The 18,614-nt window shown below is 58.4% G+C and carries 19 protein-coding genes; 12 read left to right on the top strand and 7 right to left on the bottom strand.

All coding sequences use genetic code 11. The features are described 5' to 3' along the window. The first annotated feature begins 268 nt into the window (after positions 1 to 268). Positions 269 to 1,327 carry a Hint domain-containing protein gene (locus AB1E42_RS06690; RefSeq protein ID WP_368346210.1) on the top strand — a complete coding sequence of 353 codons (1,059 nt, stop codon included), beginning with the start codon at positions 269 to 271 and terminating at the stop codon, positions 1,325 to 1,327. 2 nt (positions 1,328 to 1,329) lie between these two features. On the opposite strand, the gene tgt is transcribed toward AB1E42_RS06690, so the two are convergent. Continuing rightward, a complete protein-coding gene (gene tgt, locus AB1E42_RS06685; RefSeq protein WP_368346209.1) occupies positions 1,330 to 2,457 on the bottom strand; it encodes a tRNA guanosine(34) transglycosylase Tgt in 1,128 nt (375 codons plus the stop codon). A 140-nt stretch (positions 2,458 to 2,597) separates the two neighbouring features. Here tgt and AB1E42_RS06680 point away from each other — a divergent pair, with 140 nt between their 5' ends. From AB1E42_RS06680 to tpiA, 3 genes are read left to right on the top strand one after another with little or no spacing between them, the layout of a single operon-like run. After that, a complete protein-coding gene (locus AB1E42_RS06680; protein WP_368346208.1) occupies positions 2,598 to 2,960 on the top strand; it encodes an SUF system Fe-S cluster assembly protein in 363 nt (120 codons plus the stop codon). A gap of 30 nt (positions 2,961 to 2,990) precedes the next feature. Continuing rightward, a complete protein-coding gene (locus tag AB1E42_RS06675; protein WP_368346207.1) occupies positions 2,991 to 3,374 on the top strand; it encodes a HesB/IscA family protein in 384 nt (127 codons plus the stop codon). Between the two features lie 58 nt (positions 3,375 to 3,432). Further along, positions 3,433 to 4,179 (top strand): triose-phosphate isomerase, encoded by a 747-nt coding sequence (tpiA, locus tag AB1E42_RS06670; protein WP_368346206.1) that lies wholly within the window; start codon positions 3,433 to 3,435, stop codon positions 4,177 to 4,179. 64 nt (positions 4,180 to 4,243) lie between these two features. Here tpiA and AB1E42_RS06665 read toward each other — a convergent pair whose 3' ends face one another. From AB1E42_RS06665 to AB1E42_RS06645, 5 genes are all read right to left on the bottom strand, one after another. Beyond that, a complete protein-coding gene (locus AB1E42_RS06665) occupies positions 4,244 to 5,674 on the bottom strand; it encodes a TRAP transporter large permease (protein WP_368346205.1) in 1,431 nt (476 codons plus the stop codon). Positions 5,675 to 5,678: 4 nt separating this feature from the next. Further along, positions 5,679 to 6,359 (bottom strand): TRAP transporter small permease, encoded by a 681-nt coding sequence (locus tag AB1E42_RS06660; protein ID WP_368346204.1) that lies wholly within the window; start codon positions 6,357 to 6,359, stop codon positions 5,679 to 5,681. A 70-nt stretch (positions 6,360 to 6,429) separates the two neighbouring features. Then, positions 6,430 to 7,434 (bottom strand): DctP family TRAP transporter solute-binding subunit, encoded by a 1,005-nt coding sequence (locus tag AB1E42_RS06655; protein WP_368346203.1) that lies wholly within the window; start codon positions 7,432 to 7,434, stop codon positions 6,430 to 6,432. Between the two features lie 249 nt (positions 7,435 to 7,683). Beyond that, entirely contained in the window at positions 7,684 to 8,910 is a 1,227-nt protein-coding gene (locus tag AB1E42_RS06650) for a sigma-54-dependent transcriptional regulator (protein ID WP_368346202.1), read from the bottom strand. Beyond that, positions 8,907 to 10,643: an ATP-binding protein gene (locus AB1E42_RS06645; RefSeq protein WP_368346201.1), complete on the bottom strand. Its 1,737-nt coding sequence runs from the start codon at positions 10,641 to 10,643 to the stop codon at positions 8,907 to 8,909. Before AB1E42_RS06645 ends, AB1E42_RS06650 begins: the two co-directional genes overlap by 4 nt. Positions 10,644 to 10,701: 58 nt before the next feature. On the opposite strand from AB1E42_RS06645, the gene AB1E42_RS06640 reads away from it, so the two are divergent. Next, positions 10,702 to 11,865 (top strand): cytochrome P450, encoded by a 1,164-nt coding sequence (locus AB1E42_RS06640; RefSeq protein WP_368346200.1) that lies wholly within the window; start codon positions 10,702 to 10,704, stop codon positions 11,863 to 11,865. On the opposite strand, the gene AB1E42_RS06635 is transcribed toward AB1E42_RS06640, so the two are convergent. After that, entirely contained in the window at positions 11,862 to 12,323 is a 462-nt protein-coding gene (locus AB1E42_RS06635) for an Lrp/AsnC family transcriptional regulator (protein ID WP_368346199.1), read from the bottom strand. The genes AB1E42_RS06640 and AB1E42_RS06635 overlap by 4 nt on opposite strands. 139 nt (positions 12,324 to 12,462) lie before the next feature. Between AB1E42_RS06635 and cysG the strand changes: the two genes are divergently transcribed. The 7 genes from cysG to infC all read left to right on the top strand — a co-directional run bounded on the left by cysG (position 12,463) and on the right by infC (position 18,577). Then, complete coding sequence (gene cysG / locus AB1E42_RS06630; protein ID WP_368346198.1) at positions 12,463 to 13,863, top strand: siroheme synthase CysG; 1,401 nt, start codon at positions 12,463 to 12,465, stop codon at positions 13,861 to 13,863. Continuing rightward, positions 13,860 to 14,159 (top strand): DUF2849 domain-containing protein, encoded by a 300-nt coding sequence (locus AB1E42_RS06625; RefSeq protein ID WP_368346197.1) that lies wholly within the window; start codon positions 13,860 to 13,862, stop codon positions 14,157 to 14,159. Before cysG ends, AB1E42_RS06625 begins: the two co-directional genes overlap by 4 nt. Before the next feature lie 2 nt (positions 14,160 to 14,161). After that, positions 14,162 to 15,832 (top strand): nitrite/sulfite reductase, encoded by a 1,671-nt coding sequence (locus tag AB1E42_RS06620; protein ID WP_368346196.1) that lies wholly within the window; start codon positions 14,162 to 14,164, stop codon positions 15,830 to 15,832. Further along, complete coding sequence (locus AB1E42_RS06615; RefSeq protein ID WP_368346195.1) at positions 15,822 to 16,580, top strand: phosphoadenylyl-sulfate reductase; 759 nt, start codon at positions 15,822 to 15,824, stop codon at positions 16,578 to 16,580. Before AB1E42_RS06620 ends, AB1E42_RS06615 begins: the two co-directional genes overlap by 11 nt. A gap of 28 nt (positions 16,581 to 16,608) precedes the next feature. Beyond that, positions 16,609 to 17,034, top strand: a complete 426-nt coding sequence (locus tag AB1E42_RS06610; RefSeq protein WP_368346194.1) for a DUF934 domain-containing protein — start codon at positions 16,609 to 16,611, stop codon at positions 17,032 to 17,034. Between the two features lie 62 nt (positions 17,035 to 17,096). Further along, on the top strand, positions 17,097 to 17,927 hold the full coding sequence (locus tag AB1E42_RS06605; protein WP_368346193.1) for a ferredoxin--NADP reductase: 831 nt from the start codon (positions 17,097 to 17,099) through the stop codon (positions 17,925 to 17,927). Between the two features lie 107 nt (positions 17,928 to 18,034). Further along, positions 18,035 to 18,577, top strand: a complete 543-nt coding sequence (gene infC, locus AB1E42_RS06600; protein WP_368346384.1) for a translation initiation factor IF-3 — start codon at positions 18,035 to 18,037, stop codon at positions 18,575 to 18,577. Positions 18,578 to 18,614 lie beyond the last annotated feature (37 nt).

Below are 18,614 nucleotides of genomic sequence, written 5' to 3'. Positions count from 1 at the left end.
TTGCGGCGGCGCGCCTATCTCCTCGTTAGATGCTATGACATGGGGCGGCAGCGCGAAACTTTCAACTGCTTTCCCTTCAACTCCACTGTGCCTAGGACTTCCGGATTGAGCAAGCACCCGCCGCACATTTGGCGCAACTTCGGCCCCGCAAAAGAAAATTTTGCCTAACTCATCGCATAATTCCCCATTCCTGCCCGATTTGCGCCCCGCATAGGTCGCATGCCTCGGCTCTTATCAACGCAAGGTAGAGAAGGTTGCGGTGGCAAACATGGCAAATACAATGACATTCTACGCTCGAGGTGACAGCGGTCCGGCTGCGAATGCCGCTCTGAATGCGCAAGGCACGACAACCACAGCCACCGCGGAGTTGACGTTTTCATCAGGTACCAGCGGCGACATCGAGCTTGACTACAACGCTGGCAGCTTTGACCCCGATACCACCGTATTCGTGGATGGCGTCGAAATGCAGTTCACAGTTGAGTTTTCGGGGACCCTGCCGATCACGCAGCGCCTCTCCAACGTGAACGGTCAAAATCTACAAGGCGAAGAGATCGTCGTCATCACAACCGAAGAAGGCCAACGCTATTTCTTTCTCAGTTCTGGGAATGGCGATTACGCGACAATGGATGCTTTTCCGAACGGCGCGCATGCCATTGAAAACCTGTCCTCTACTGGCCCTGTTCTCATCTGTTTTGGCGGCGGTACGCGCATCACCACACCCTATGGCGATATTCCGGTCGAGCATCTTTCAGTTGGTGACCTTGTTTTAACGCAAGATGGCCGCGCAGTTCCCATCCGTTGGATCGGAAAAAAGGCGCTTTCCCCGCTACAGCTAAAACTGTTCCCAGCATTGCGCCCGATTACGATACCGCGTGACCAGTTCGGCCCGGGGCTCCCCAACCGCCCGCTGACGCTTTCCCCGCAACACCGCATCTCCTTTGGCGGTTGGCAGACCGAAGTCCTTTTCGGCGCGACGGAAGTTCTCTTCGCTGCGAAATTCCTCATGGATGGTGTTGTACCAGCGGCACCGGAAATGGGCGTCGAGTACTTCCACCTGCTTTTCGATCAGCATGAGGTGATCCTCGCGAACGGCCTTGCCAGCGAGAGCTTCCAGCCGGGAACGCGCGGATTAGGCAGCCTCAGCCCTGACGACGCCGCCGAGATATCGGCACTCTTCCCCGATGCACCAACTGTGCCGACAGCACGCCCCGACGCACATCAAGCGCTCCGCGCCCATGAAGCACGGGTTCTAATCGAAGCTTGCGGCCTGAAACTTACCAATGGATGCAGCGATCTGCAGCCGACGGTCGAGGCGCTCGCTGCCTGAGCCTAGAGCGGCTCGATATCGCCACCCGCGCGCAGTGCATGGAACTCACGCTCGAACGCATCGAAACTGTCTACCTCGATTGCATCGCGCATGCCCTGCATAAGCTCTTGATAATAATGCAGGTTATGCCAAGTCAGCAGCATACCTGAAATCATCTCTCCAGACCGGAACACATGATGCAAATAAGCGCGTGAGTAATTCCGGCAGGCCGGACAGGTACACGCCTCGTCCAGTGGCCTTGGGTCATCGGCGTGGCGGGCATTCTTGATGTTGACCTGCCCGCGACGGGTCCATGCCTGTCCCGTCCGACCGCTGCGCGAAGGCAGCACGCAATCCATCATATCAATCCCGCGTTTGACGGCACCCACGATGTCATCCGGCTTTCCCACGCCCATCAAATAACGAGGTTTGTCTTGCGGCAGCATATCCGGTGCATAGTCGAGCACACCAAACATCGCCTCCTGCCCCTCTCCCACGGCAAGGCCACCAACCGCGTATCCATCAAACCCGATTGATACCAAGGCTTCGGCACTCTCCGCGCGCAGTTCTTGCGTTACGCCCCCTTGCTGGATCCCAAACAGCGCATGCCCCGGACGGTCGCCAAACGCATCGCGCGACCTCTGCGCCCATCGCATCGATAGCCGCATGCTCTCGGCCACGCGCTCTTCGCTTGCGGGAAGCGCAGGACATTCATCAAACGCCATGACGATATCAGACCCTAACAGCTTCTGAATCTCCATTGAGCGCTCAGGGGTGATCTCATGTCGCGAGCCATCGATATGGCTGCGGAACGTGACGCCGTGCTCAGTCAGCTTGCGCAGTTCCGCAAGGCTCATCACCTGAAAGCCGCCTGAATCCGTCAAGATCGGCTTCTCCCAGTTCATGAATTTGTGCAGCCCACCCAGCCGCTGCACACGCTCTGCAGTAGGCCGGAGCATAAGGTGATAAGTATTGCCGAGCAGAATATCTGCACCCGTCGCCGCAACACTTTCTGGCATCATCGCCTTAACGGTTGCGGCCGTGCCAACAGGCATGAAAGCGGGCGTACGGATCTCCCCGCGCGGGGTCTTGATCACGCCGCGGCGGGCCTTCCCGTCAGTGTTCATCAGCTCAAAAGAAAACCGTGTCATCCAAGACCTGTAATCGTTGTTTTGCCCCCAATACCCGATTTTACGCCGAATAAAAGTCCAAGCCTCCTTGCCTTGCGCCCCCTTTACCCGACGAGGGACAAACCCTATATGAACAGTCGGGTATTCAACGGATGGTGACGATGACCGAAGCAACAGAAAATCTCGAAGGAACAGCGCTGATCGCCCCTTCGAGCACCGAGCATCCGCTCTACGACACGATCGTCGAGGCTTGCCGGACGGTCTATGACCCCGAAATTCCGGTCAATATCTATGATCTTGGCCTCATTTACACCATTGATATTAATGATGAAAATGAAGTGCACGTTATCATGACCCTCACCGCGCCCGGATGCCCCGTCGCAGGAGAGATGCCGGGATGGGTCGCTGATGCGGTAGAGCCTCTGCCCGGCGTCAAGCAAGTCGATGTCGAAATGACCTTTGAACCTCAATGGGGCATGGATATGATGTCAGATGAAGCCCGTTTGGAACTTGGCTTCATGTAAATGTCCGCGCACCGCGCAACGGAGACTGAAATGTTCGGAATTCCAGGCAAACAGGCCGTCACCATGACGCCGAAAGCAGCAGGCCAAATCCGTACGCTCATGGAGCGCGACGGGAAGAAGGGCTTGCGGATCGGCGTCAAGAAAGGCGGCTGCGCGGGCATGGAATACACCATGGACTACGCCAATGAGATCGACCCGAATGATGAGGTCGTCGAGCATGACGGCGCCCGGGTGATGATCGCCCCAATGGCGCAGATGTTCCTTTTCGGCACCGAGATTGACTACGAAGTGTCCCTGCTGGAAAGCGGCTTCAAATTTCGCAACCCCAACGTGGCTGACGCTTGCGGATGTGGCGAATCGATCAAGTTCAAAGACGTCGATGAGCTACGCGCCGAACAAAACCAGCATTCCTGACTTCTCAAACAAACGCCGAATTGCTACCTGCTCTGTATGACAGGACAGGAGACGTCACATGCGCCGCAAACTCGCCGCCGGAAACTGGAAAATGAATGGCCTCGCCGCCAGCCTCGGAGAGGTCCATGACCTCGTTGCGGCACATCCCGAACCTGCGGTGGATATACTGCTCTGCCCCCCTGCCACGTTGGTTGCGTCGATGGTCGCGGCAAAGGGCGCGCATGCATTAGCCGTGGGTGGGCAGGATTGCCACACAGCACCCTCCGGCGCGCATACTGGTGACATATCTGCCGATCAGCTGCGCGACGCTGGTGCCGGCGCTGTGATCCTCGGCCATTCCGAACGCCGCGCCGACCACGGTGAGACAGACGCGCTCGTTCACACCAAAGCGCAAGCAGCATTCGCGGCTGGGCTGACAGCGTTTATCTGCATCGGTGAAACGCTTGATGAGCGCGAAACTGGAACAACGCTCGATGTCGTCGGTACCCAGCTCGCAGGCTCGGCCCCTGAAACGTCAACAGGCGCCAATACCGTCATCGCCTATGAACCTGTATGGGCAATTGGCACCGGCAAAATTCCGACACTCGAACAAATCGCTGAGGTGCATGGCTTCATCCGTTCCGAGCTGGTCGCGCGTTTCGGCGATGAGGGCAAAAAGATGCGCATCCTCTACGGGGGGTCGGTCAAACCCTCCAACGCTGCGGAAATTTTTGCAGTGGCCGATGTTGACGGGGCGCTGGTCGGCGGTGCCAGCTTGAAAGCCGCGGATTTCTCCCCGATCATATCGGCTCTTGAAGCCGCCTGACGCAAGGCACTTCGCAAAGAAAAAAACCGCGCTTCTTGCGCGGCTTTTCTCATTTTAGGGGCGATCACCTCACGATGATTTCCGGCCCCATCACGCTGTTCGGCAGTGCTGTTGAAATCCAAGGCACATAGGTCACGAGGATCAGGAACACGAACAGAACGGCGAGGAATGGAAGCGCGGCGCGGACAACGTTCATCATCGGCATTCCGGCCACGCCTGAGGTCACGAAGAGGTTCAAGCCCACCGGCGGCGTGATCATCCCGATTTCCATGTTCACGACCATGATAATCCCGAGGTGGATCGGGTCGATCCCCAATTCGATCGCAATCGGGAACACCAACGGCGCCACGATCACGATCAAACCAGATGGTTCCATGAACTGACCGCCGATCAGCAGGATCACATTTACCATCACAAGAAACATGATCGGCCCGAAACCGGCATCCAACATTACCCCCGCGATATGTTGCGGGATCTGTTCATCGGTCAGAACGTGTTTGAGGATCAGCGCATTGGCGATGATGAACATCAACGTCACCGTGAGTTTGCCGGCCTCAAAAAGCGTGTCTCGGGTATCTTTGTGGAAAAACGCCGTGACCAGCGCGTAAGGTTTTTCCCACAAGGCGCTCGGGCGTGTCGCCCCGTCACGCGCCGCCAGCGGACCCATATCGCGGTACACAAAGCTCGCGACTAGGAACGCATAGACAGCCGCAACAGCCGCCGCCTCGGTCGGCGTAAAGGCACCGTTCTTCCAATAGAAAAAGCTTCCCTCACCGCTAAAGCGGATCCACGGATGGCCATAGATACCGCCCATGATGATACCGATCAGCAATAGCCCCCAGAAAGCATCTGTGAAGCTGTTGATGATTTCACCCCAGCCCTTCCATTCGCCTTTCGGCATCTTGCGGATACGCGCCATCACATAAATCGTGACCATCAGCATACCACCCGCCATCAATCCAGGGATCACACCGGCCAGGAACATCCGCCCGACGGATACATCCGTGGCCGAGGCATACACCACCATAACGATGGAGGGCGGGATCAAGATGCCAAGCGTACCTGCGTTGGCGATCACGCCTGCTGCAAATTCCTTGGTGTAGCCAACCTGCTTCATCGCCGCGATCACGATTGTGCCGATGGCCACAACCGTTGCTGGCGAAGACCCAGAAAGCGCGGCGAAAATCATACAAGCGAACACGCCCGCAATGGCAAGCCCGCCTTGCAGATGGCCCACGCAAGCAATTGCAAAACGAATGATCCGCTTCGCCACACCGCCAGTTGACATGAAAGACGACGCGAGAATGAAGAACGGAATAGCCAGCAATGTGTAGTGCCCTGCCATCGCCTGATACAGCGACTGGGCAATAGACGCCAAAGAGGTGTCCGAAAACATCAGCAGGAAGAGAACAGAGCTGAAACCGAGCGAGACAGCGATTGGCACCCCAATCAGCAAAAGCCCGACGATCATGAGAAAGAGCAGTACGACATCCATCGGGTTATTCCTTGTTCGCGAGCGCCGCTTCTTCAACGGCGTCTTCGGCTTCATGGCTGACGATGATACTGTCCGCCGCGCCGGAAATGACGCGCAGCGTCGCCTGCACAATGCGGTAAGTCATCAAGGCGATACCGAATGGCAGAACAGAATAAGGGATAAAGCGCGGCAGCTTCTCGTATTCCTCACCAAAGTTGAAAGTGGCTTCGAGCCATTCCCGCGCGAACGGGATCGGGATTTGCTCCGTCTCGTACCACGCCTGATCACGACTGTTGGCAAAACCCGTCGGGAACCAGCGTCCCTCCGTTGCATTCAGCCCCGCAAATGGCGCCCAGTAATCCCACGCGCCTTTCAGCAGCAGCAGAGCATAAGCAAGGCAGACAGCGCAGGCTATCAATGTCATTGCTTTACGCGCCCGCGGGCCAACAATATTAAGGATCGCATCCACGCCAAGATGTGCAGTGACCTTGAACGCATACGAAATGCCAAGGATCACCAGCCACGCAAACAGCACCAATGTTAGTTCAAGCCCCCAAATGAGCTGACTGTTGAACGCATAACGCAACACCACATTGATGAATGTCACCAGCGTCATCGCCCCGAGGATGAACGCGATCAGTGTTTCTTCGATATTATTGAATAGCGTCGCAATGCGACCTTCCGGATGATGTCGTCCACCGCTCATCGCAGCCCCCATCTATGCAAACCGAACCAAATTGAGTGGGGCGACCGAAGCCGCCCCAAGCATATCCGACTTACATCGACTCGTTGATCGCCTGAGCGGCGTCGATGTTGTCCTGACCCACATCGTCGACAAACTGCTCCCAGACCGGCTTCATCGCCGCGACCCAAGCAGCACGCTGGTCTGCATCAAGCGTCCGGACAATGCCACCTGCTTCGATGATGGCTTCCTTGTTCGCTTCGTTCACTGCGGTGGACTCAGCATTACGCGCTTCCGTCACCTCCGCGAGAATGGTCATGAACTGGTCGCGCACATCGGCGTCAAGGCTATCGAGCCAGTCAACGCTGGTCACAACGAGGTAGTCGATGATGCCGTGGTTGGTTTCGGTGATACCATCCTGAACCTCAAAGAACTTCTGGCCATAAATGTTGGACCAAGTGTTCTCCTGCCCGTCTACAACGCCGGTCTGCAGGGCGCCGTACACTTCCGAAAAGGCCATCGGCTGCGGGCTGGCGCCCAGCGCTTCCATCTGCGCGACGAGAACATCCGAGGTCTGAACGCGGAACTTCAGGCCAGCCGCATCGGTCGGCTCGTTCAGCGGAACATTAGCCGAGAACTGCTTCATACCATTGTGCCAGAACTGCAAGCCCTGAAGGCCACGGCGTTGCATGGAGTCTTTCATTGCCTGACCTGTTTCAGACGCTTGGAACGCGTCAACGGCGTCAACGTTCTTGAACATGAACGGCAGGTCAAAAATACGGAATTGCTTGGTAAACGCTTCGAATTTCGACAGCGACGGTGCGGCAAGCTGAACGTCCCCTTGCAGGATCGCCTCGAGAACCTGATCGTCGTTATAGAGCGTAGAGTTCGGGAACACTTCCATGCACATCGTGCCATCCATCTCGGCATTCACGCGCTCTTGCAGAAGCGTTGCAGCGATGCCTTTTGGGTGACGGTCGGTGTTCGTCACATGGCTGAACTTGACGACAATCTCGCCATCGTCACAGGCCGCGAAAGCAGCGCCTGCGCCCATCGTCAACGCCAGTGCGCTTGCAGTCGCCAGTTTAACAAATTTCATATCGGATCTCCTCCCATTTGAGATAGCCATTACCACATAGTGGTGGTGCAGAGAGTGAAGACCCTGCCCAGCGCCCGCGCAACTGAACAATGCCAGAAGGGCGATATCCCCAAATTTAATGATGATATTCAGTCAGTTAATGAGGTTTGAACTGAAGTGTTTTCGCCCACCATCATCACCACGCGCGAAGTTTCACACAGTGAACAACGCCACATGTGCGGAAAACCGCACAACTGCGCGCGCTGGCGATTATCGATAATCTTCCGCTCGGAGATCATGGCGCGCCAATTTATCATAGAAGGTCTTGCGCGGCAGCCTTAGCGCCTTCGCCGTCTCGGTCGCATTGCCGGAATGGCGTCGCAGAGCCTCGATGAGTAAGGACCGCTCCACTTGCGCCATTTGCTCACTCAAGCCAAGGCTCGCATCCTCTTCCCCATCTCCAAGCCCCATCACAAACCGCATGGCCGCATTCATCAGGGCGCGCGCATTGCCTGGCCAGTCCTGCGCCATCAGCCGCGCAATCGTCTGCGCGGGGATCTCCGGTTCCGGCAAGTTGGCCTGCTCACACGCCTGCGCCACATAGGTCCGGAAAAGGGTCGGAATATCTTCCGTCCGTTCCCGCAGCGCCGGGATACGCACACGCATGAGATCGATCCGGTAGAACAGATCAGAATTGAACCGCCCCGCTGCAACCTCCTCCTCCAGTTCGCGCGTCGTACCCGCGATCACCCGCGCCGAGCCGCCGCCGCCTTCGAGGGTATCAAGCAAGGCAAACTGCACGCCAGCCGGCAACAAGCTGACCTCATCAAGGTAGAGCGTCCCCGCTTTTGCTGCCGTCATCGCATCGCCCAGCCCTTCCACCGTCAACGATGCCGCCGCGCGTTTGACAAAGGGATAACGCGCCGCTGCCGAAAGAAGATGAATGACCTCGGCCACCTTGGGTGTTCCGGTACCCGTCTCCCCAGTGACCAAGACCTCGGCATTAGTTCGTGCAACCGTGCGCACCCTCTGTCGCAATCCTTCGGCCAATGCTGAACGACCAAACAACATACGCGCCGCAGCATCGCCGCTCTCCATCTCCAACTTTCGCCTGCGGTTTTCCAAAACCTCCCGGCGCGTCTCGGAGGCCTTTTCGATCAGCATAATCAATTCATTCGGCGCACAGGGTTTTTCCAAAAAGGAATGCGCGCCCTGCTCCATCGCCTTCACCGCCGTCGGAATGTCACCCTCGCCGGTCAGAAGGATCACTGGCAATTCGGGGTCGATACTCCGCGCATAGGTTAACAGGTGAAAACCGTCCCTACCCGGCATGCGAATATCGGTCACAATCACCCCTTCAAAATCGGTGGAAATGTGATCTTTCGCTACGATGAAAGAACTGGCCAAAATTGGCGCCATATCCGCCAGTTCGAGGGATTGGCCCAATGCCTCGCGTACTTCCTTGTCGTCATCCACCAACAAAACACGCTGCATCATGCCGCAACACTCCTCTCGATCAGGTCCAGTTCGACGGTAAATACCGCGCCCCCGTCGGGATGGTTCCGCCCACGAATATCGCCACCGAAGGATTGCACAAGCCCGTAGGAGATCGACAAGCCTAACCCCATGCCCTCTGAGTCACTCACCTCCTTAGTGGTATAAAAGGGGTCAAAAATCTTTTCAGGCTCCGCAATGCCCGGTCCACTGTCCCTGACACTCACCTGCACCCGCCCCTCACTGATGGAGACACCGATCTCCATGCGCGGTTCAGGTTGCCCGATCATCGCGTCAATCGCATTTCCAACAAGGTTCAGCACAACCTGCTGCAACCGGATTTCTCCCGCACGCACATAAATTGGTTCCGCAGGCGGCTCCCACGCGATCGTCACGCCGGCTGTCCGCGCGCGGGCCTCAACCATTTCGAGGACTGCCTGTATGACGTTTTGTAGATGCACCTCCGAAAGCGCCTCGCTTTCCTGTCGCGCAAAGGCCCGCAAGTTCCGGATGATCCGTGCCATCCGGCGCGACAGGTCACCGATCCGCGTCAAATTGCGGGCCGCCGCATCGGTGTTGCCCCTTTGCAGAAAAGTCTCCGCGTTTTCCACGAATGAACCGATGGCCATCAGCGGTTGGTTCAATTCATGGCTGATCCCCGCCGACATTTGCCCCAATGCGGACAGCTTGCCAGCCTGCACAAGATCATCTTGGGCTTTCTTCAGCTGTGCTTCGGCAAATGTGCGTTCGGTGACTTCGTGGCGCAGATCACGGTTCAGCCTTTCCAGCGCCTGCGTTCTTTGCGCGACCCGCGCTTCCAGCCGCGCATTTACCTCTTTCAGTGCGCGCCGCCGCTCGGTCGCGAGGAATAAGAGCGCGCCAAAGGCAAGGAACACCGCAGCGACGACGGCAGCCTGTAACGCGGCAAGCTGCCGCGCCGGCTCCACATCAATGAGCGCTTCCCCCGTCAGGCCGATTACCGGCAGGTCCAGCGAAATATGCAACGCCACCGAGGGGAGATAGCGCCCTGCATCCAACGACCACAGCCGATGCCCCCAGCGCTGTTGCTCGGAATAAGGGACAAACGCTGTCTCGGCACCATCACGCGCCAGCAAGACAAGCTCCGACCGGTTGGAGACAAAGACAAACCCCTCCTCGTCAGTGAAGAACACCGTCGGCCTTCCACCGCGCCACGAGGCTTCAATCTCCTCCACATCCGCCAGCACGATAACCGCCCCGATCACCGGCCCCTCATCTGCAAAAACCGGCGCCGCGAACGCATAGGCCCGCCGGTCAAAGCTCGTGCTGAGGAAATGGTCCACCCCGAGAGCGCCATCCATCGCCCGCCGGAAGTAACGGCTGTCTGCAACCTCTGCCGCACCATCCGCCCGTGCCGCAGCCAATTGTTTGCCAAAGCGGTCAACGGCCACCACGTTGAGCGAACCCGATTTGTCAGCGACCTTTTGTAAGACCGCCGCCAAGTCCTCCGCCGGCTGCTCCCCAAGCAAGACCGGCGCCACAAACGGGTGATCCGCTGTCAGCACCGCAAGCTCGCGGAACCGCTGAAGCTCGCTGGTCAGCCGGTCTGCCGCGAGCGCCAGATCAGATTGCCCCCGCTGCGCCAAGCCATTCAGCGCCGACCGCTCCGCATAGACCCATACCACGCCGGACAAACCGCCGATGATCAGAAGAAAACCAGCAACCGCGAAAAATCTCTGACGAAAAGTTGTTTTCATCTTCTCAGACTAGAAACCCGTGCTTGCAAAGGCCAGTACCCCTGTTCATCTTGCGCGCATGAAAACCGTGTTCCAAGACCCAACCGACGACGCTTTCGTCCAGAACCCCTATCCGTTCTACGATTCCATGCGGCCGCATGGCGATTTGTTCCACTGGGGCGACTACAATATGACCTGCGCGGTATCGCATGGTGCCGTCAGCGCGCTCCTACGCGACAGGCGCTTCGGCCGCGAAGTGCCACCTGAATCGGCGCAGCCGATCCCAGATCACCTGCGCCCCTTCTATGACATCGAAGCCCATTCGATGTTGGAACTGGAACCGCCGCGCCACACAAGGCTGCGCGGCCTCGTTCTGCGCGCCTTCACCACACGGCGCATTGCCGGTCTGGTTCCTGAAATCACCGCGCTAAGCCATGACCTTATCGACCGCTTCCCTACCGGCCCCTTCGATATCATCGACCATTTTGCAAAGCCGATCCCCGTCATCATAATCTGTCGCCTTCTAGGAGTTCCTGAAGAACGATCCGAAGACCTGCTCCGCTGGTCCAATGCGATGGTCGCGATGTATCAAGCCCGCAAAACCCGCGAGATCGAGGACGCCGCTGTTGCCGCCACGCTAGAATTTCGCGATTTCATCACCGGCTATATCGCCGAAAAACGCCGCAATCCCGCCGATGACCTCCTCTCCCAACTGATCGCCGCCGAAGAAGCTGGCGAAAAGCTTTCAACGGACGAACTGATCACCACTTGCATCTTGCTATTGAATGCAGGGCATGAGGCGACCGTCCACACCCTCGGCAACGGCATCAAAACGCTGCTCGAAAACGGTCATCGCGACATTACCGAAACCGCCGTCGAAGAACTGATCCGCTTCGATCCACCTCTGCATATGTTCACCCGCTGGGCCTATGAAGATGTCGAACTGTTCGGGCATCATTTCAAACATGGCGATCAGGTGGGCCTTCTGCTCGGCGCCGCCAACAGGGATGCGAAAGTCTACCCCGATCCCAATACCTTCGATCCATTCCGCAAGGGGCCGCAAAACACCTCATTTGGCGGCGGAATCCATTTTTGCGTCGGTGCGCCCCTCGCACGGCTCGAAGTGCTTCACGCGCTGCGCGCCCTCTTCGATCGCTTCCCTGATTTAAAGATTGCCACGCCGCCCCACTACGCAGACCTGTACCACTTCCACGGCTTGGAAAACCTGATGGTCAGCCGCTAAAGCGGCAGCGAGACGGTCGATTTCAGTTCCTCCATCGAGAGCAACGCCGTCACGTTATACACCCGCACTTCAGAGATAAGCGCCTGATAAAAGGCATCATAAGCGCGGGCATTCTTGACCCTGACCTTGAGGATGTAATCTATATCCCCCGCCAGCCGATGCGCCTCCTGCACCTCCGGCCTTTTCTTCAATGCGTCCAGAAACTTGGCCTGCCAGTCCGCTTCATGTTCCGATGTGCGGATCAACACGAAAAACGTCGCCTCAAACCCCAGCGCATCAGCATCGAGCAGCACAGTCTGCTGCCCGATGATTCCGGCCTCTTTCAACTTCCGAATCCGGTTCCAAACAGGGGTCTTTGAGGAGCCGACATTCTTTGCAATTTCATCAAAAGACTGGCTCGCGTCCCTTTGAAGCTCTGCAAGAATCTTCCGGTCCATCTCGTCTATTCGGATATCCATTCTGCTTTCTCCGCCGTTAAGGAACGCCCGTTATCGCAGCGCTTCAATTTGGAACATACGTCCTTATTACACCGCTGCAATAGCAAATTATCGGGAAAATATTCTATATTAGATCCAGATTTCAACTGGAGCCGCCCCAATGCAGCACTTTCCGATCTTCATGGCCGTCGCTGGTCGCCGCATCGTTCTTTCGGGCGGTGGCGATGCCGCATTGGCCAAGCTGCGCCTTTTGTTGAAGACCGAGGCCAGCCTCACCGTTTTCTCCGCAGACGCCGCGCCAGAAATCCATAACTGGGCCAACGAAGGCAAGCTGCGCCTTGTGTCGCGCCAGATGGAGGCGGGTGACGCGCTCTGCGCCGTACTCTTCTACGCTGCCAACGAAGACGCCGAGGAAGATGCCCGCGCCTCCGCCCTCGCGCGTGCTGATGGCGCTCTGGTCAATATCGTTGATAACCTCCAAGACAGCGCTTTCATCACTCCTGCCATCGTCGACCGTGATCCCGTCACCGTTGCCATCGGCACTGAAGGCGCGGCGCCGGTGCTGGCCCGCGCAATCAAGGCAGACCTCGAAGCCCGTCTGCCTGCCTCCCTCGGCCTTCTCGCACGGATCGGCAAATCCTTCCGCCGTGCCGTTGAAGTCCTGCCGATGGGCCGCAAGCGCCGTGACTTCTGGGCGGACTATTATTTCAACTCCGGCCCTAAGGCGGTAGAACAGGGCGGCGAAACCGCCATCGAAGCAGCACTTGATGATCTTCTGGCGCGACACACAGCAGCCGAGGCACGAAATGGCCATGTCGACCTCGTCGGCGCAGGGCCAGGCGACCCCGAGCTTCTGACGCTCAAGGCCCGCAAAGCGCTCGATGAAGCTGACGTTGTGATCTACGACCGCCTCGTCAGCACGGAAATCCTCGAACTCGCCCGTCGCGAAGCAACCCTGATCAACGCAGGCAAAGAGGGCTTCGGCAAGTCCATGCCGCAAGAGCAGATCAACGCTCTGATCGTGGAGCACGCCCAACAGGGCCTTCAGGTCGTCCGCCTCAAATCCGGCGACCCTACTGTCTATGGCCGCCTTGACGAAGAGATCGAAGCGATTGCGGCCGCAGGCATCAGCTGGCGGATTGTCCCGGGCATCACTGCCGCCTCTGCCGCTGTCGCCCAAATTGGCCAGAGCCTCACCCGCCGCGACCGCAATTCATCCGTCCGGTTCCTCACCGGCCACGACATGAAAGGCTTTGCCGAGCATGACTGGCGCGCTCTTGCTCGCCAAGGCGAAGTCGCCGCGATCTACATGGGCAAGAAGTCCGCGCGCTTTATTCAAGGTCGCCTGCTGATGCACGGCGCCCATCCCGATACGCCGGTGACGGTCATCGAAAACGCCTCCCGCCCCGAGAGCCGCGTGCTCTCCACCCGCCTCGCCGAGCTGGAACCGACCCTGACCAACGCAGGCCTGACCGGCCCCGCCCTCACCTTCTACGGCCTCGCCCCGCGCGATGCCGCCGCCCTCGCGCCAACGATCGAGCATAAGGAAGCCATCCAATGAGCCGCCGTTTCACCCCCAAAGTCGTCACCGCCAACGCCCTCATTGAGGGCGACGTGGTTTGGCTCACCGAAGATGACCGCTGGACCCGCACCATGTCCGAGGCCGAACTGATCGACGACGAAGCCCATGCCGAGATCCGCCTGCTCGACGCGCAGCGTCAGGCCAACATCGTGGTCGGCGCCTATCTCACAGACGCCCGCGCAGGTGAGGACGGCCCCGAGCCGACCCATTTTCGCGAAGCGTTCCGCACCTGCGGCCCGTCCAATTACGCCCACGGCAAGCAAGTGGAGGCCTAAATATGTACAGCTACACCGATTTCGATGAAGCCTTCGTCCGCGAACGCGTCTCGCAGTTCCGCCATCAGGTCGAACGCCGGATCAACGGCGCGCTGACCGAGGACGAATTCAAACCGCTGCGCCTGATGAATGGCCTCTACCTGCAACTGCATGCCTACATGCTGCGCGTGGCCGTGCCCTATGGCACCCTGAACCCCACGCAAATGCGCCAGCTTGCCTATATCGCCAAGCGCTGGGACAAAGGATATGGTCACTTCACCACCCGTCAGAACATCCAGTTCAACTGGCCGAAGCTAAAAGACGTCCCCGACATCCTCGATGCGCTGGCCGATGTGCAAATGCATGCGATCCAGACCTCTGGAAACACGATCCGCAACGTGACGGCGGACCATTTCGCCGGTGCCGCCGCCGACGAGATCGAAGACCCGCGCCCCGTGGCCGAGCTGCTGCGCCAATGGTCCACCGATCATCCGGAATTCCAGTTCCTACCCCGCAAATTCAAAATCGCGGTCACTGGCAGCCCGAATGACCGCGCCGTGACGAAGGCACATGACGTAGGCCTCCGCATGGTGCGCAACGCCGCAGGTGAACCGGGCTACGAGGTCATCGTTGGCGGCGGCCTGGGGCGCACACCGATGGTCGGCAAAGTCATTCGCGACTTCCTGCCAAAAGCAGACCTCCTGCCTTATATCGAAGCGGTTGTATCCGTGTGGAACCTCCTCGGCCGCCGCGACAACAAATACAAATCGCGCATCAAAATCACCGTTCACGAAAACGGCTTGGAAAAAATCCGCGATCTGGTGGAAGAGCGTTTCAACACCCTTCGCCCCGAATTCGGCGGTGTCGATCAGGCGCTTCTGCGCGAGATCGAGGCGCAATTCGCAGCACCTGCCTTCGTGAAGAAATCGACCGACGCCTACGAACAGGCCCGCGCAACCAACGCCGCCTTCCGCTCATGGACCGATACCAACCTCGCCGCGCACAAGGCCGAGGGCTACGCGATCGTTTCCATCTCGATCAAGAAGCATGGCGCCACACCGGGCGATGCCACCGCAGAGCAGATGCGCGTTATGGCCGATCTGGCAGAGCGCTACGGCCACTCCGAACTGCGCATCAGCCACGAACAGAACGTGATCCTGCCGCATGTGCATAGGTCTGATCTTCCGGCTGTCTATGCTGCACTGCGCGAAGCTGATCTCGCCACGGCAAATATCGGACTGGTCAGCGATATCATCGCCTGCCCCGGCATGGACTACTGCGCACTCGCGACCGCACGCTCGATCCCGATCGCCCAAGAGATCGCCACCCGCTTTGATGAGCTGAAGCTCGAGCACGACATCGGCCCGCTAAAGATCAAAATCTCCGGCTGCATCAATGCCTGCGGGCATCACCATGTCGGCCATATCGGGATTTTGGGCCTCGACCGTGCTGGCGTCGAAAACTACCAGATCACGCTTGGCGGCGACAGCACCGAAGACGCCGCCATTGGCACCCGCACCGGCCCCGGCTTCCCCGCCGAGGAAATCATCCCTGCAATCGAGCGGCTCGTTCTCGGCTATCTCGATCTGCGGGAAACCCCAGAAGAAACCTTCCTCGACGCCTACAAGCGGCTCGGGATGGAGCCGTTCAAGGCGCTTCTCTACCCGCCGGAGGATAAGGCAAATGCCGCATAATCAGTCCGTTCAAGAGCGCGTGACAGCGCTCAACACCCGCTACAAACATCACGGCGCAACATCCGTTCTGGAGCACGCCTTGCGCGATGCCGAAGTGGGCAAGACCGCTTTGGTATCCTCTTTCGGCGCGGAATCCGTTGTGTTGCTACATCTCGTTTCGATCATTGACCGCCAAACGCCGGTGATCTTCATCGACACCGAAATGCTGTTCACCGAAACCCTTGTCTACCAGCAGGAACTAGCCGAGCGGCTCAACCTCAAAGACGTGCGCATCATCCGCGCAGACAGGGACCAGATTTTCACACACGACAACGAAAGCCTGCTGCACTTGCATGACCCTGACGCATGCTGCCATCTGCGCAAGACACTTCCGCTGCAAAATGCACTGGATGGCTTCGATGCGTGGATCACCGGCCGCAAGCGCTACCAAGGCGCAGCCCGCGCGGCGATCGACTTCTTCGAGAACGAAGACGATCGCCGGATCAAGATCAATCCGCTGGCGCATTGGGAGAGCAAGGATCTTCAGGAATATATCGCTGAAAACCGCCTCCCACGGCATCCGCTCGTTGCCAAGGGATACCCGTCCATCGGCTGTGCGCCCTGCACCACCCGCGTCAACGATGGCGAAGACCCCCGCGCAGGGCGCTGGCGCGATACCTCGAAAGAGGAATGCGGCATCCACTACGTCAACGGCAAACTGGTCCGCGCAGGCGGCACCGGCAGTGGCAACGGAGGGGTCGCCGCGTAGCGGCACCCCGATACCAAGGATTACATCTATGTCTGTTATCGTCACCGATGCAGGGTTCACCCAAGAGGACTGGACCGGCACTTTTACCGAAGTCGCGGCGCTACCCGCCAACGCAGGCAGCGTCGATACCGCCATTGATCTGCCTTCCGATTTCGATCCCATTGCGCTGTCGGAACGCCTCGAAGAAATTGACCTGATCCGCATCGACTTCCCAAGCTTTGCCGATGGGCGCGGCTTTACTATCGCCCGCCAACTGCGCCTGATGGGGTTCTCAGGCCGCCTCCGCGCACGCGGGCACGTTATCCCCGACCAATACGCGATGGCCCGTCGCGCCGGTTTCGATGAGGTCGAAATCAGTGATGAGCAGGCCGCGCGCCAGCCCGAAGCAGACTGGCTCCGCCGCGCGAATTGGCAGGCCCATGACTATCAGTCGCGGCTCCGCGCCCGCGGCTGACCTTTTCACTCCCCAGATTTACCGTTAGGAGAAGGCGCGGCTCTTGAGGCCGCGATGGACGAATGACCGAGCAAAAACCAGTGACCAAAGCCACCGCAACCAAAGTCCCCACCCTGCCCGATGCACAGACGGTAACGTCTGTCGAGCATTACACAGACCGGCTGTTTTCGTTCCGCGTGACCCGCCCGCAATCGCTGCGGTTCCGTTCCGGCGAGTTCGTGATGATCGGCTTGATGGGCGACAACGGCCGCCCGCTGCTGCGTGCATACTCAATCGCCTCCCCTTCATGGGACGAGGAGCTTGAATTTTACTCGATCAAAGTACCTGACGGCCCGCTAACCTCACGGCTCCAGCACATCAAACCGGGCGATCAGGTGGTTCTGCGCCCGAAGCCCGTTGGCACGCTCGTCCATGACGCCCTTCTGCCGGGCAAGCGTATCTGGTTCTTCGCAACAGGAACCGGCTTTGCACCCTTCGCTTCGCTCCTGCGTGATCCGCAGACCTACGAGGATTATGACGAGGTCATCATCACCCATACCTGTCGCGAGGTGGGCGAACTGACCTATGGCGCGCGCCTGATCGAAGACATCCGCAATGACGAGCTGCTGCAAGAACTGATCGGCGCGGAAAACCTGAAGAAACTGCGCTATTATCCGACGACGACCCGCGAAGAGAGCCCGAAAATGGGCCGCATCACCGATCTCATGCGCTCCGGCGAAGTGTTCGAGGATCTCGGCGTGGCACCTCTCTCACCAGAAGCCGATCGCGCGATGGTCTGTGGCAACCTGGCCTTCAACCTCGAGATCAAAGAGCTTCTCGAAAGCTACGGCCTCGAGGAAGGCGCCAACTCGGATCCAAAGCATTACGTTGTGGAAAAGGCATTCCTCGACTAAGCAGAACCCGCTGGCATGACAGATTCGGCCTCGCATTTGCGGTTGCACGCAGGCGGGGCCACGTCTACTTTGCCAACCAGAATTGAAACACCGAAAGGACCAAAGCCATAGCTCGCAGACCACACAACGCGCCTCCAACGCGTGACACCGGCCCCCGCGTGAATGATCGCATCCGTGGAACGGAAATCCGTCTTATCGGCGCAGAAGGTGAAAACGTCGGCGTCGTCTCGCCCGAGAGAGCCCTCGCCCTCGCTGAAGAGGCCGGCCTAGACCTCGTTGAGATCTCTCCCAATGCCACCCCGCCCGTGTGTAAAATCATGGACTATGGCAAGTTCAAATACGAGACTCAGAAGAAAGAGGCCGAAGCGCGCAAAAAGCAGAAGATTATCGAGGTCAAAGAGGTCAAATTCCGCCCCACAACGGATACCCATGACTACGATGTCAAAATGCGCAATGTTTTCAAGTTTCTCGATAATGGCGACAAAGTCAAAGTGACGCTGCGCTTTCGGGGGCGCGAAATGGCTCACCAAGATCTCGGCCGGCAGCTTCTCGAGCGCGTCGCGGAAGACATCAAGGAGCTGGGCAAAGTAGACAACATGCCCAAGATGGAAGGCCGGCAAATGGTCATGATGATCAGCCCGCTGAAATAATCGAACAGACGATCGCAGTGAGCCCACCCTCTGGTGG

It is taken from the genome of Pelagovum sp. HNIBRBA483 (assembly GCF_040931995.1).
Taxonomy (GTDB): domain Bacteria; phylum Pseudomonadota; class Alphaproteobacteria; order Rhodobacterales; family Rhodobacteraceae; genus JAEPMR01.
This window is presented reverse-complemented; position numbering and strand designations above follow the sequence as displayed.